Genomic DNA, 13,951 nt, shown 5'->3' on the forward strand with positions numbered 1-13,951 from the left:
CCGTGGACCCGCTGTTCTTCAAGCTGGTGCGGGTGGTCAATCTCACGGCGCGGCCGTTCCATGAGCGCGTGGGCCGCGAGCACCAGCTCACGCTGAATGAGTGGCGCGCGATGGCGGTGCTCGGCGCGCAGCCGGGGCTCAATGCCACGCAGGTCGCCGACCAGACGGGGCTCGACAAGATGGCGGTGAGCCGCGCGCTCGCCGGCCTGAAACGCCACAAGCGCGTGCAGCGCCATGACGACCCGACCGACCAGCGCCGCAGCCGGCTCTACCTCACGGCCGCCGGCAAGGCGTTGCATGCAACCGTGGGCGCGCTCGGCCGGCAACGCGAGGCCGAGCTGTTCGCGGGCGTCGATGCCGATGAACTGGCCCGCATGAGCGCCACGCTCGACACGCTGATCCGGGCGGTGGAGCGCGTGTCCGACGGCGCCGCGCCGGACCGTGGCGATCAGACCGTGTAGCCGCCGTCCACGCTCAGGCTGGCGCCGGTGACGAAGCCGCCGTCGGGGCCCACGAGGTAGGCGACCATGCCGGCGATTTCTTCGGCGCGGCCATGGCGCGGCAGCACCATCACGTCGTGCATGGAGGCGGCACGCGGACCGGTGGCGGGGTTCATCGCGGTATCGACCGGGCCGGGCTGCACATTGTTCACGGTGATGCTGCGCGCGCCCAGGTCGCGCGCCAGGCCGCGCGTGAGGCCGACGATGGCGGCCTTGCTCATCGCGTAGACGCTGGCGCCGGCATCCAGCACCCGCTCGGCATTGATGCTGCCGATGTTGACGATGCGGCCGCCGTCGCCCATGTGGCGCGCGGCGACCTGGGTGGCCACGAACACGGCGCGCACGTTGACGTCGATGGTGCGGTCGAAGTCTTCGAGCGAGAAGGTGTCCAGATCGCCGCCGAGATAGACGCCGGCGTTGTTCACCAGGATGTCGAGCCGCTCGAAGCTGCGCGCGGCCTGTGCAATGGCGGCCGACAGCGCGGCGGCATCGCCGGCATCGGCGCGGATGGCCAGCGCCCGGCCGCCGGCGGCCTGGATTTCGGCGGCCAGCTTGTCGGCTTCGGCCTGTGCGCTGACGTAGCTGAAGGCCACGGCGGCGCCGTCGCGCGCCAGCCGGCGCACGATGGCCGCGCCGATGCCGCGCGAACCGCCGCTGACGAAGGCGACCTTGCCGGCCAGGACGGGAGAAGAAGAAGAGGAAGTGGAAGAAGCGTTGGAAGCCATGATTTTTCCGATCGGTGTGTGGAGGAATGACTTCAGTGTCGGGATTCCATTCCTTTGCCGGTAGCCATCAATTGGCGCAATCAAATTCAACCAATGGTTGAAGATGAGGAAGAAAATGCGGCCATGGAACCGCTCAATCACCTCGAATCCTTTGTGCAAAGCGCGGAGGGCGGCAGCTTCTCGGCGGCCGCGCGGCGCCTGGGCCTCACGCCGGCGGCGGTCAGCAAGAACGTGGCGCGGCTGGAGGCACGGCTCGGCGTGCGGCTGTTCCAGCGCAGCACGCGCCGCCTGACGCTGACCGAGGGCGGCGAGCGTTTCCTCGCACAGATCGGCGGCCCGCTCGCCACGCTGCAGGCGGCGGTGGCCGGCATCGACAAGGACGACGGCCAGCCCGCCGGCACGCTGAAGGTGAGCATGGGCCAGGCCTTCGGCCGCGAGCATGTGCTGCCGATGATGGGCGACTTCCTCGCGCGCTATCCGGCCATCCTGCCGGACTGGCATTTCGATAATCAGCAGGTGGACCTGGTGGGCGAAGGTTTCGACGCGGCCATCGGCGGCGGCATCGAGCTGCCGGCCGGACTGGTGGCGCGCGAGCTGGCGCGCATCCACGTGGTGGCGGTGGCCTCGCCGGCTTACCTGCGGGGGCGCGCGCCGCCCGCGCAACCTGCCGACCTGGCCGGGCTCGACACGCTGCTGCGGCGCTCCTCGCCCACCGGCCGGCTGCGCAGCTGGACCTTGCGGCATGCGGCGAGCGGCGAAGAAGCCACGGTCGATCTGCCGCGGCCGCGCGCGATCTTCAACGACCCCGAAGCCATCGCGCATGCGGCGCTGATGGGGCTGGGCGCGGCGATGCTGCCGATGCCTTTTGTCGAGCGCGGCCTGCGCAGCGGCGAGCTGGTGCGGCTGCTGCCCGAATGGCACCAGGACACGGGCGCCGTCTGGCTCTACTACCCGAGCAAGAAGCTGCTGCCTCCGAAGACGCGCGTGTTCATCGACTTCGTGCTGGAACGCTTTCGCAACGAGCGCTTCGCGCAGCGAATGCAGGTCGCATAGGCAACCGCTGCACGGGGTTTTTACCCGCGACGCGCATGGCGCTCCCATGTACAACCGCGCGCATGACTTCCTCTTCTCTCTCTTTCTTCAAATTGAATCGCCGCAGCGCGCTTGCAACCTCGGTCGCCACGGCCCTCACCCTGATGGCCGCTCCTTCGTGGGCCCAGCACGCCTGGCCGACCAAGCCGGTGCGCATCGTCGTGCCCTTCGCGGCTGGCGGCACCACCGACATCCTGGCGCGCGCGGTCGCGCCCGAACTCTCGAAGGCCTTCGGCCAGCAGTTCATCGTGGACAACCGGCCGGGCGCGGGCGGCAACCTGGGCGCCGAGATCGTGGCGCGCGCGCCGAACGACGGCTACACGCTGCTGATGGGCACGGTGGGCACGCACGGCATCAACCGCGCGCTGTACCCCAAGCTGCCTTTCGATCCGATCAAGGACTTCGCGCCCATCACGCTGGTGGCGGCGGTGCCGAACGTGATGGAGATGAACGCCGAGAAAGCCAAGGCGCTGAACATCCGCAACGTGCAGGACTTCATCAAGTACGCCAAGGCCAACCCGGGCAAGCTCAACATGGCGTCCAGCGGCAGCGGCACCTCGATCCACCTGGCGGGCGAGTTGTTCAAGAGCATGACGGGCACCTTCATGGCGCACATCCCGTACAAGGGCTCGGGCCCGGCGCTGCTGGACATGGTGGGCGGCAACGCCGACGTCATGTATGACAACCTGCCCTCGTCGATGGCGCAGATCAAGGCGGGCAAGCTGACCGCGCTGGCCGTGACCAGTGCGCAGCGTTCGCCGGCGCTGCCCGATGTTCCGACGGTGGAAGAAGTGGGCGGCCCGTCGCTCAAGGGCTACGAGGCCAGCTCGTGGTTCGGCCTGCTGGCGCCGGCCGGCACCTCGCCCGAAATCGTGAACCGGATTCAGCAGGAAGTGGCCAAGTCGCTCGGCACGCCGGCCATCAAGGAAAAGATGCTCGCCCAGGGCGCGATCCCGAGCGGCAATTCACCGGCCGACTTCACGAAGCTGATTGCCAGCGAGCACGTGAAGTGGGCGAAGGTCGTTAAAGACTCCGGTGCAAAGGTCGACTGACAGGAAGCTTGAGGCGTGGCCTCAGGTCTTCCAGGTCACGTCCTTCTTTTCGGCCAGCGAATCCTTGAGCATGTGAAGCAGGGGGGCTGCACGCTGGTGCAGTCCTACATGCTGCTTCTCGGCGTCGGCCGCATGGCCTTCGACCGCGTAGTCGTCGTGGTTGTGGGTGTTGCTACCTTCGCGCGCCAATGCGGCTTCGAGGGCGGCAATGGCGCCGGGAATCTGCTCGACCGTGATGATGCCCTGGGGCGCCACTGACTTGCCGACGATGTCGAGCAGCTGCCGCGCATGCACTTCGAGCATCACGAAATCAGCGGAAGCCCGGGACTGGAAGCGATAGAGCATGGTGTTTTTCACTCACTTGTAGATGTAGTCACGGGCAAAAGGGTACACCGATTGCGCGCCACGCAAAACGCCATGTTCGACCTTGCCGTCGGGTTTGATCGACAGCATCTGGTGCAGCGAGATCCAGCCCTGCTCGAAGCTCATGGCCGAACCCGCAAGGTACAGGCGGTAGGCGCGCAGCACGCGCTCCGCGTTCTCGGCCTGCCGGCCGCCGCTGCGCTGCAGCACCGACAGCGCCGTGTCCAGTTGCGCTTCGAGTGCGTCCGACCAGGCCCAGAGCGTGCGCGCGTAGTGCGGGCGCAGGCTCTCGGTGTCGACCATCTCCAGGCCCGCCGCCGCAGTCTCGCGCAGCACGTGCGTCACGTGCAGCAGTTCGCCGCCCGGGAAGATGTACTTCTCGATGAAGTCGCCCATGCCCGCTCCTAGTTGGCGGTAGTTGAGTTCGCCCGAGGTGATGCCGTGGTTCATGACCAGGCCACCGGGCTTGAGCAGCGAATGGATCTTGCGGAAGTAGGTCGGCATGTTGGCCGCGCCCACATGCTCGAACATGCCGACCGACGAGATCTTGTCGAAAGGCTGCTCGACCGACAGCTCGCGGTAGTCGCGCAGCTCGACGCGCACGCGGCCCTGCAGGCCTTTCTCTTCGATCAGGCGCTGCACATAGGCATGCTGGTTCTTCGACAGCGTGATGCCGGTCGCATCGACACCGTAATGCTCGGCCGCCCACAGCAGCAGCGCGCCCCAGCCTGAGCCGATGTCCAGGTAGCGCTCGCCCGGCTGCAGCATGAGCTTGCGGCAGATGTGGTCGAGCTTGGCTTCCTGCGCCTGCGCCAGCGTGAGGTCGGGCGTACGGAAGTACGCACATGAATAGACCCGTCGCGGATCGAGCCACAGCGCATAGAAGTCGTCGGAGACGTCGTAGTGGAACTCGATCTGCGCCGCGTCCTTGCGCAGCGAATGCGAGCCGTGCGACTTGGCCATGTGCTGCAGGCGGCTCCACCAACCGGTGTCTGTTTCGGCCGGGTTGCCGGGCAGCATGCCGACGGTGGCATCGATCAGGTCGCGCATCGCGCCCTCGATCTGCACCTTGCCCTCGACATACGCCTCGCCGATGGCGCCGACCTGGCGGGCAGCCAGCTTGGCCAGCACCGCCCACTCCTTGAAGGCCAGCGTGACGCGGGCCCCCGCCTGGGCAACGCGCCGGCCATCCGGCAGCTCCAGCGCGATGGGGACAGGCAGCGAAGCCAGCTGCGACTCGATCTTGGGTATCAAGTTTTGCATGGGGCCCATGGTATTGATTTTTGCCAGGCTTTGCATCCTCGCTTGCAGCCGGGGGCGGCCGGACGGCTGTGGAATCAATCAGGATTGACAGCAGATTGTTTATGTCTAAACTATTGAACCATGAACAGCCTAAGCCACGTCCGCCCCGCTCCAGCCTCGGACCTCCAACGCATCCTGTGCATCGGCGGCGGGCCGGCCGGGCTCTACTTCGCCCTGTTGATGAAGGCGCGCAACCCGGCGCTGCAGATCACGGTGGTGGAACGCAACCGCCCCTTCGATACTTTCGGCTGGGGCGTGGTGCTGAGCGACCAGACGCTCGGCAACCTCAAGGCGGCCGATGCCGACACCGCGGCGCTTATCGGCAACGAGTTCCATCACTGGGACGACATCCAGGTGTTCTTCAAGGGCCGCCAGGTGCGCTCGGGCGGCCACGGCTTCTGCGGCATCGGCCGCAAGCGGCTGCTGAACATCCTGCAGGAGCGTTGCCTTGCGCTGGGCGTCGACCTCGTGTTCGAGACCGACGCCACCGACGACCAGGCGATTGCCGCGCAGTACAACGCCGACCTCGTGATTGCCAGCGATGGCCTGAACAGCCGCATCCGCCAGCGCTACGCCGATGTGTTCAAGCCCGACGTCGACCTGCGCAACTGCCGCTTCGTGTGGCTGGGCACGCACCAGACCTTCGACGCCTTCACCTTCGCCTTCGAGCAGACCGAGCACGGCTGGTTTCAGGCGCATGCCTACCAGTTCGACGACAAGACATCGACCTTCATCGTCGAGACGCCCGAGGCCGTGTGGAAGGCCCACGGCCTCGACCAGATGGAGCAGCCCGAGGCCATCGCCTTCTGCGAGAAGCTGTTCGCCAAATACCTGGGCGGCCATTCACTGATCAGCAACGCCACGCACCTGCGCGGCTCGGCCAACTGGATCCGCTTTCCGCGCGTGGTGTGCGAGCGCTGGACGCACCGCATCGACGTCAACGGCCGCTCGGTGCCCGTGGTGCTGATGGGCGATGCGGCGCACACGGCGCACTTCTCGATCGGCTCGGGCACCAAGCTCGCGCTGGAAGACGCGATCGACCTGGCGAACGAGTTCGAGCAGGGCGGCACGCTCGACCATGTGCTCGAAGGCTACGAGGCACGCCGCAGCGTCGAAGTGCTGAAGATCCAGAACGCCGCACGCAATTCCACCGAGTGGTTCGAGAACGTGCCGCGCTACACGGGCATGGAGATCGAGCAGTTCGCCTACTCGCTGCTCACGCGCTCGCAGCGCATCAGTCACGAGAACCTGCGCGTGCGCGACACGCAATGGCTCGGCGGCTACGAGCAATGGCTCGCCGGCGGCAAGGCGATCGCGCCGATGCTGATGCCGTACAAGGTGCGCGGGCTCACGCTGAAGAACCGCATCCTGGTGTCGCCGATGGCCACCTACAGCGCGGTCGATGGCGTGCCGCAAGACTTCCTGCTGGTGCACCTGGGCGCACGCGCGCTCGGCGGCGCCGCGATGGTGTTCGTCGAAATGACGAGCCCGACGCCCGAAGGCCGCATCACGCCGGCCTGCACCGGCCTGTACAACGACACGCAGCAGGCCGCCTTCAAGCGCATCGTCGATTTCGTGCACGCGCAGTCGAGCGCGAAGATCGCAATGCAGCTCGGCCACAGCGGGCCCAAGGGCTCCACGCGCGTGGGCTGGGAAGGCACCGACGAACCGCTGGAAGACGGCAACTGGCCGGTGCTCGGCGCCAGCGCGCTGCCTTACGGCGAACAGAACCAGTTGCCCGCCGCAATCACCCGCGCCGAGATGGACACGCTGCGCGACCAGTTTGTCGACTCCACGCGTCGCGCCGTTGAATGCGGTTTCGACTGGGTCGAGCTGCACTGCGCGCACGGCTACTTGCTGTCGGCCTTCATCAGCCCGCTGACGAACCAGCGCACCGACGAATACGGCGGCGACATCGAAGCGCGCTGCCGCTATCCGCTCGAAGTGTTCCGCGCCATGCGCGCCGTGTGGCCGCAGGACAAGCCGATGAGCGTGCGCATCTCCGCTCACGACTGGGCGCCCGGCGGCAACACCGATGCGGACGCAGTCATCGTCGCGCGCCTCTTCAAAGAAGCCGGCGCCGATTTCATCGACGTGTCATCCGGCCAGACGACGCGCGCCGCCAAGCCGATCTATGGCCGCATGTACCAGACGCCGTTCTCGGACCGCATCCGCAACGAAGTCGGCATCTCGACCATCGCCGTGGGCGCGATCACCGACGCGGACCAGGCCAACAGCATCATCGCGGCCGGCCGTGCCGACCTGTGCGCCATCGCGCGTCCGCACCTGGCAGACCCCGCATGGACGCTGCACGAAGCCGCCAAGCTGCAAAGCCGCGACGTCGATTGGCCCAAGCAGTACCTGAGCGGCCGCGACCAGCTGTACCGCGAGATCGCCAAGCAGCAGCAGATTGCCGCAGCCAACGCTGCGCTGGCTGTTGCACCAAACCCCGAGGAGACACACTGACATGGACCTCGAAGCGCGCGCGCACAGCGAACACCCCGAAGCCTTGCGGCTCTGGCTGCGATTGCTCACCTGCACCCAGCTCATCGAGAAGCAGGTGCGAAACGAACTGCGCTCGCAGTTCACGACCACGCTGCCGCGCTTCGACCTGATGTCGCAACTCGAACGCTCGCCCGACGGGCTGAAGATGAACGAGCTGTCGCGCCGGATGATGGTGACGGGCGGCAACGTCACCGGCATCACCGACCAGCTCGTGACCGAAGGGCTGGTCGAGCGCATCAACGTCGAAGGCGACCGCCGCGCCTGGCGCGTGCGCCTCACCCCGCGTGGCCGCAAGCTCTTCAACGAGATGGCGCAGCAGCACGAAGACTGGATCGTCGGGGCCTTCTCGGGCCTCAACAGCAAAGAGATCGCGCAGCTTCACAAGCTGCTCGGCAAGGTCAAGCAACACTCACACAACCAATTGATGGCGGAGACCGAATGAAGCACTACATCGGCGCAAGCAATCCCATGCGCGCGCAATTCGAGGCAAAGGCCGACTACAAGGCCAAGCACTTCGCATGGCACTACGAAGCGGGCGTCGGCACCGTCACGCTGAACCGGCCCGAGCGCAAGAACCCGCTGACCTTCGATTCGTATGCCGAGCTGCGCGACCTGTTCCGCGCGCTGACCTACGCCACCGACGTGAAGGTGATCGTGGTCACCGGCGCGGGCGGCAACTTCTGCTCGGGCGGCGACGTGCACGAGATCATCGGCCCGCTCACCGGCATGCGCATGCCCGAGCTGCTCGAATTCACGCGCATGACGGGCGACCTGGTGAAGGCGATTCGCGCATGCCCGCAGCCGATCGTCGGCGCCATCGACGGCGTGTGCGCCGGTGCCGGCGCGATGATCGCGCTGGCCTGCGACCTGCGCTACGGTTCGCCTTCGACGCGCACGGCGTTTCTCTTTACCCGCGTGGGCCTTGCCGGCGCGGACATGGGTGCGTGCGCGCTGCTGCCGCGCGTGATCGGCCAGGGCCGCGCGTCGGAGCTGCTGTTCACCGGCCGCGCGATGACTGCGCAGGAAGGCCACGCCTGGGGCTTCTTCAATGCGCTGCACGAAAGCGATGCATTGCTCGAGGCTGCCACCAAGATGGCGCGCGAATTGGCCGACGGCCCGAGCTTCGCGCACGGCATGACCAAGACCATGCTGGCGCAGGAATGGTCGATGACCATCGACCAGGCGATCGAAGCCGAAGCCCAGGCGCAGGCGATCTGCATGCAGACCGAAGACTTCAAGCGTGCGTACGAAGCCTTCGCGGCCAAGCGCAAGCCGGTGTTCGGCGGGGACTGAAGCCATGATGACCAAGATCCCCGCGCCGCCTTCGACAGCGCACCTTGCGCTGCCGTTCTTCGATGAAGCGCATCGCGCGCTCGCGCAAGACTTGCTACCCTGGTGCGCAGCACAGGAGATCGACGAGCGCGACGACCGTGCGGCCTGCCGCGAATGGGTCCGCCGCCTGGGCGACGGTGGCTGGCTGCGCTATGCCGTGCCCGGCAGCGCAGGCGGCGCGCTGGAACGCCTCGACTCACGCGCGCTCGTGCTGCTGCGCGAAACGCTGGGCTACCACTCGCCACTGGCCGACTTCGCCTTCGCGATGCAGGGGCTGGGCAGCGGTGCGATCACGCTCGACGGCACGCCGGCGCAGCAGTCGCAGTACCTCACAGCCGTGGGCAAGGGCGAGAAGATCGCGGCCTTCGCGCTCAGCGAACCCGATGCAGGCTCGGACGTGGCGGCAATGGCGATGCGCGCTGAACCCACGGCCGACGGCTGGCTGTTGAACGGCCAGAAGACCTGGATCAGCAATGGCGGTATCGCCAACTTCTATTGCGTGTTCGCCAAGACCGATCCGACCGGCGGCACGCGCGGCATCACCGTGTTCATCGTCGATGCGACGACACCCGGGCTCGACACCTCGGAGCACATCGATGTGATGGCACCGCACCCGCTGGCCACGCTGCGCTTCGACAACTGCGTCGTGCCGCGCACGGCACAACTGGGCGAACTCAACGGCGGCTTCAAGCTGGCGATGCGCACGCTTGACATCTTCCGTGCATCGGTTGCAGCCGCGGCGCTCGGCATGGGGCGTCGTGCACTGGCCGAAGCGATTGCGCATGCGAAGGGCCGCCGCATGTTCGGGCAGACGCTCGCCGACTTCCAGCTCACGCAAGCCAAGCTCGGCGAGATGGCCGCGCTGATCGACAGCGCCGCGTTGCTCACCTACCGCGCCGCATGGATGCGCGACGACGCCGAACGGCGCGGCGCGCCCGCGGTGGGCGACGTGTCGGCCGCCGCGGCCATGGCCAAGATGTGCGCCACCGAGAACGCAAGCCGCGTGATCGACATGGCGCTGCAGATGCACGGCGGCCTGGGCGTGAAGGTTGGCACGAAGATTGAGAGCCTCTACCGCGACATCCGCTCGCTGCGCATCTACGAAGGCGCGACGGAGGTTCAACAACTGATCATTGGCAAATCCGTTCTGCGGGGATAAATACTGTGTCTGCCCAAGTCGACCGCTTCGTTCACGACCGCCTGCCGCCTGCTCAGCAGCTGCCGGTCTTTCGTTATGACCTGCCCGAGCTTCAACTGCCCGATCAGTTGAACCTGGTGGAGGAGCTGCTCGACAAGGCAGCCGCGAAGGGTTTTGGCGACAAGCCGATGCTGCGATCGCCGCAAGGCACGCTCACTTATGCGCAGGCCGCCGTCGAGGTCAACCGCATCGCACAGGTACTGACCGAAGACCTCGGTCTCGTGCCCGGCAACCGCGTGCTGCTGCGTGGCGGCAACTCGGTCGCGATGGCGCTGGCATGGCTTGCGGTGGTCAAGGCCGGCCTGATCGCGGTGGCGACGATGCCGTTGCTGCGTGCCAAGGAACTGGGCGAGATCATCGAAAAGTCGCAACCCGTGGCCGCGCTGTGCGACGGGCGGCTGCTCGACGAACTGGTGGTTGCGCAGCAGGCGCATCCGGTGCTCGCGACGGTGATCGCATTCAACAAGCCCGATGCACCGGGTTCGCTGTCCGCGCGTGCAGCGGGCAAGAGCGGCGTGTTCACTGCATGCCCGACGGCGGCCGACGACATCGCGCTGCTCGCCTTCACTTCGGGCACCACCGGCAAGCCGAAAGCACCGGTCACCACGCACCGCGACGTGCTCGCGATGTGCGAGACCTGGCCGCGCCATGTGTTGAAGGCGCGCAGCGACGACATCGTGGTGGGCTCGCCGCCGCTGGCCTTCACCTTCGGGCTCGGCGGCCTGTTGATCTTTCCGATGTGGGCGGGTGCCTCGGTCTACTTTGCCGACGCGCCATTCACACCTGAAGGGCTGGTGAAGCTCATCAACCAGGTCGGCGCGACCATCTGCTACACCGCGCCGACCTTCTATCGGCAGATGGCGCCTTTCGTGCGCCAACACGGCATGCCGGGCCTGCGCATCAGCGTGAGCGCGGGCGAGGCTCTGCCGGACGCGACGCGCCAACTGTGGAAGGACACCACCGGCATCGAAATGCTCGATGGCATCGGCGGCACCGAGGTGTTCCACATCTACATTTCCGCCGCCGGCGACCAGGTGCGCAAGGGCGCGGTCGGCAAGGCGGTGCCTGGTTTCACCGCGAAAGTGGTGGACGACGAAGGCAACGAAGTGCCGCACGGCACCGTCGGCAAGCTTGCATTGCAAGGGCCGGTCGGTTGCCGCTACCTGGACGATCCGCGCCAGAGCGACTACGTGAAGAACGGCTGGAACTACCCCGGCGATTCCTTCGTGCAGGACGACGACGGCTACTTCTTCTACCAGGCACGCGCCGACGACATGATCATCACCGCCGGCTACAACGTCGGCGGCCCCGAGGTCGAAGACGCGCTGCTCAAGCACCCGGCCGTGGCCGAGTGCGGCGTGATCGGCAAGCCCGATGCCGACCGGGGCATGATCGTCAAGGCCTTCTGCGTGCTCAAGCCGGGCAACGAAGGCGACGCCGCGCTGGTGAAAGCGCTGCAGGACCACGTGAAGGCGACGATCGCGCCATTCAAATATCCGCGGGAGATCGAGTTCGTGACCGTGCTGCCACGCACGGAGACCGGCAAGCTCCAGCGCTTCAAACTGAGACAACTGAACACCACACCATGATCCACAAACTTCTTCAGCCCGAGGGCTGGTTGCCTCCCAAGGGCTACGCGAACGGCGTTGCCGCACGCGGCACGACGCTGTTCGTCGGCGGCCAGATCGGCTGGAACGCACAGCAGCAGTTCGAGTCGGACGATTTCATCGACCAATGCGGCCAGGCGCTGCGCAACATCGCCGAGGTGCTGCGCGCGGGTGGCGCGGGTCCCGAGCACATGGTGCGCATGACCTGGTATGTGACCGACCGCGACGAATACAGCCGCCGTCTTGCCGAACTCGGCCCGGTGTACCGCGATGCGGTGGGGCGCAACTTTCCGGCCATGACCTGCGTGCAGGTGGCGGCGCTGGTCGAGCACCGCGCGAAGGTCGAGATCGAAGTGACGGCGGTCATTCCGGACTGATCGCGTTATTCCGCGCCCGCGCCGCGCCACGTCGTCAATCGATGGCGTGCGCGTAGCGCTTGCGGTACTCCGCCGGCGTGATGCCGACCTGGCGCTGGAATGCGCGACGCAAGGTGTCGACATCGGCGAATCCGCATTGGGATGCCACCTGCTTGGGTGCGGCATCTCCCGCTTCCAGCAGGCGGCGCGCAGTGGCCACGCGTGTTTCTTCCACCCACACCGCGGGCGTGACGCCCACTTCCTGGCTGAACAGGCGTGCGAAGTGACGGCCGCTGAGGCCCATCCGGCTTGCAAGGCTGGCCACGCTGTGGTCCATCGACGGATTCGCCGCGATCCAGCGTTGCACTTCCTGCAACGCGGACCGGCCTATAGGCGCGGCTTCGCCCTTGCGGCTGAATTGCATCTGGCCACCGGGGCGCTTGAAGAACATCACGAGCTGCGCAGCGACTTTCACGGCGACTTCGCGGCCGAGATCTTCCTCGACGAGCGCCAGCGACAGGTCAAGGCCCGCGGTCACGCCGGCGGCTGTGCGCAGCCGGCCGTCGCGCACGTGAATGGCGTCAACGTCGACGGTGACTGATGGGAAGTCGCGGGCCAGTTGATCGGCCACGGCCCAATGCGTGGTCACGCGGCGGCCGTTCAAGAGCCCGGCCTGCGCAAGGATGAAAGCACCGCTGCAGACGGAGCCGAATCGGCGCACCTTGGGCGTGAGCTTGCGCAGCCAGGCGTTCACGTCGGCGTTGGAGGCGGCGCTCGCGGCGTGGGGCGTGCCGGCAACGAGCAGGGTGTGAATCGGGCCTTCGATCTCCTCGCCAACGACCGCATCGGGCATCAGGCGCACGCCGGAGGAACTGCGAATCGGGCCCGGTCGGCTTGCAATGACAAGCAGCCGGTAGGCCTCCGTTCGCGCCTGCACATTGGCTTCGGCGAACACGTCGAGCGGACCCGACACGTCCAGCAGTTGAGCGCCCGGCATGGCCAGGATCGCGATGGTCTTGGTGGTTGCTCTCATGGCGTCTGCGTCTCTTTCAGCAATGCAATGGCTTGATTCGCCGCTTCACGGCTATTGAAGCCACTGTAGCCCACTCCTAAAGTTGTTCTCACACTCACAGGAGAAATCCACATGACTTTGACGACAACGATCGAAGGGGTGCGCATCCCCGACAGCAAGCTCGCGCACGAGATCACGGAACTGGTTCGGGACACGGCGCCGCCGCTGCTGTTTCATCACTCGAGCCGCGTCTACTACTTCGGAGCACTGGCTGGAAAGCATCGCGGCCTGAGCTTCGACCCCGAGCTGCTGTATGCGGGCGCGATGTTCCACGACATGGGGCTGCTGAAGGCGCACAGCAGCGCGCACGAACGCTTCGAGGTCGACGGCGCGAATGTGGCGCGCGATTTTCTGCGCGGCCACGGGATCTCCCAGCAGGATGTCGACTTGGTCTGGACGTCCATCGCGCTGCACACCACGCCGGGAATCCCGCAGCACATGCACCCGGTGGTGGCCTTGGTCACGGCCGGCGTCGAGATGGACGTACTGGGCCTGACTTATCCGCAGTACAGCGAGGCGGAACGCACGCAGGTCGTGCATGCGCATCCACGCAGCGAGCACTTCAAGGAAGACATCATCCAGGCCTTCTACGACGGCATCAAACACAAGCCGGAAAGCACCTTCGGCAACGTCAAGGCGGATGTGATCGCGGACAAGGAGCCGCACTTCCACCGGGGCAATTTCTGCAGCGTGATCCGTTGCTCGGCCTGGCACGGCTGAGAAATTCGAAAACTCAACAACCACCGGCTAAAGCCGGTGGGTTGCGCCTTGCGGACTGAAAGTCCGGATACGCGTCGACTCAACGACGCGTCATTCGGGCTCCATCTTGAAATCATCGTTCGGGTTC

The 13,951-nt window shown here is 66.4% G+C and carries 14 protein-coding genes; 10 read left to right on the forward strand and 4 right to left on the reverse strand.

Features of this window, described 5'->3' with window-relative positions:
• Positions 1 to 2 precede the first annotated feature (2 nt).
• Positions 3 to 461 carry a MarR family winged helix-turn-helix transcriptional regulator gene (locus ACSFB7_RS37060; protein WP_435477326.1) on the forward strand — a complete coding sequence of 153 codons (459 nt, stop codon included), beginning with the start codon at positions 3 to 5 and terminating at the stop codon, positions 459 to 461.
• On the opposite strand, the gene ACSFB7_RS37065 is transcribed toward ACSFB7_RS37060, so the two are convergent.
• Positions 449 to 1,225 carry an SDR family oxidoreductase gene (locus ACSFB7_RS37065; protein ID WP_435477327.1) on the reverse strand — a complete coding sequence of 259 codons (777 nt, stop codon included), beginning with the start codon at positions 1,223 to 1,225 and terminating at the stop codon, positions 449 to 451. The genes ACSFB7_RS37060 and ACSFB7_RS37065 overlap by 13 nt on opposite strands.
• Before the next feature lie 123 nt (positions 1,226 to 1,348).
• Between ACSFB7_RS37065 and ACSFB7_RS37070 the strand changes: the two genes are divergently transcribed.
• The gene (locus tag ACSFB7_RS37070; protein WP_435477328.1) at positions 1,349 to 2,278 is read left to right on the forward strand and encodes a LysR family transcriptional regulator; all 930 of its coding nucleotides are present in this window, start codon (positions 1,349 to 1,351) and stop codon (positions 2,276 to 2,278) included.
• Positions 2,279 to 2,340: 62 nt separating this feature from the next.
• Complete coding sequence (locus ACSFB7_RS37075; RefSeq protein WP_435477329.1) at positions 2,341 to 3,369, forward strand: Bug family tripartite tricarboxylate transporter substrate binding protein; 1,029 nt, start codon at positions 2,341 to 2,343, stop codon at positions 3,367 to 3,369.
• A 21-nt stretch (positions 3,370 to 3,390) separates the two neighbouring features.
• On the opposite strand, the gene ACSFB7_RS37080 is transcribed toward ACSFB7_RS37075, so the two are convergent.
• Together ACSFB7_RS37080 and ACSFB7_RS37085 are read right to left on the reverse strand one after the other, a co-directional pair.
• Entirely contained in the window at positions 3,391 to 3,714 is a 324-nt protein-coding gene (locus tag ACSFB7_RS37080) for a DUF1840 domain-containing protein (protein WP_435477330.1), read from the reverse strand.
• A 12-nt stretch (positions 3,715 to 3,726) separates the two neighbouring features.
• Complete coding sequence (locus ACSFB7_RS37085; protein ID WP_435477331.1) at positions 3,727 to 4,995, reverse strand: class I SAM-dependent methyltransferase; 1,269 nt, start codon at positions 4,993 to 4,995, stop codon at positions 3,727 to 3,729.
• A 120-nt stretch (positions 4,996 to 5,115) separates the two neighbouring features.
• Here ACSFB7_RS37085 and ACSFB7_RS37090 point away from each other — a divergent pair, with 120 nt between their 5' ends.
• Genes ACSFB7_RS37090 through ACSFB7_RS37115 form a run of 6 tightly spaced genes read left to right on the forward strand, consistent with a single transcriptional unit; the run spans position 5,116 to position 12,053 of the window.
• Positions 5,116 to 7,500 (forward strand): bifunctional salicylyl-CoA 5-hydroxylase/oxidoreductase, encoded by a 2,385-nt coding sequence (locus ACSFB7_RS37090; protein WP_435477332.1) that lies wholly within the window; start codon positions 5,116 to 5,118, stop codon positions 7,498 to 7,500.
• A gap of 1 nt (position 7,501) precedes the next feature.
• Positions 7,502 to 7,981: a MarR family winged helix-turn-helix transcriptional regulator gene (locus ACSFB7_RS37095; RefSeq protein WP_187112757.1), complete on the forward strand. Its 480-nt coding sequence runs from the start codon at positions 7,502 to 7,504 to the stop codon at positions 7,979 to 7,981.
• Complete coding sequence (locus tag ACSFB7_RS37100) at positions 7,978 to 8,832, forward strand: enoyl-CoA hydratase family protein (protein WP_435477333.1); 855 nt, start codon at positions 7,978 to 7,980, stop codon at positions 8,830 to 8,832. Before ACSFB7_RS37095 ends, ACSFB7_RS37100 begins: the two co-directional genes overlap by 4 nt.
• Positions 8,833 to 8,836: 4 nt before the next feature.
• Positions 8,837 to 10,030, forward strand: a complete 1,194-nt coding sequence (locus ACSFB7_RS37105; protein WP_435477334.1) for an acyl-CoA dehydrogenase family protein — start codon at positions 8,837 to 8,839, stop codon at positions 10,028 to 10,030.
• A gap of 5 nt (positions 10,031 to 10,035) precedes the next feature.
• Positions 10,036 to 11,658 carry an AMP-binding protein gene (locus ACSFB7_RS37110; protein WP_435477335.1) on the forward strand — a complete coding sequence of 541 codons (1,623 nt, stop codon included), beginning with the start codon at positions 10,036 to 10,038 and terminating at the stop codon, positions 11,656 to 11,658.
• Complete coding sequence (locus ACSFB7_RS37115) at positions 11,655 to 12,053, forward strand: RidA family protein (RefSeq protein ID WP_435477336.1); 399 nt, start codon at positions 11,655 to 11,657, stop codon at positions 12,051 to 12,053. Before ACSFB7_RS37110 ends, ACSFB7_RS37115 begins: the two co-directional genes overlap by 4 nt.
• 34 nt (positions 12,054 to 12,087) lie before the next feature.
• On the opposite strand, the gene ACSFB7_RS37120 is transcribed toward ACSFB7_RS37115, so the two are convergent.
• The gene (locus ACSFB7_RS37120) at positions 12,088 to 13,065 is read right to left on the reverse strand and encodes a GlxA family transcriptional regulator (protein ID WP_435477337.1); all 978 of its coding nucleotides are present in this window, start codon (positions 13,063 to 13,065) and stop codon (positions 12,088 to 12,090) included.
• A 111-nt stretch (positions 13,066 to 13,176) separates the two neighbouring features.
• Here ACSFB7_RS37120 and ACSFB7_RS37125 point away from each other — a divergent pair, with 111 nt between their 5' ends.
• Positions 13,177 to 13,824: an HD domain-containing protein gene (locus tag ACSFB7_RS37125; RefSeq protein WP_435477338.1), complete on the forward strand. Its 648-nt coding sequence runs from the start codon at positions 13,177 to 13,179 to the stop codon at positions 13,822 to 13,824.
• The last annotated feature ends 127 nt before the right edge of the window (positions 13,825 to 13,951 follow it).

The sequence above is a fragment of the Variovorax raffinosi genome (assembly GCF_051216615.1).
GTDB lineage: Bacteria > Pseudomonadota > Gammaproteobacteria > Burkholderiales > Burkholderiaceae_C > Variovorax.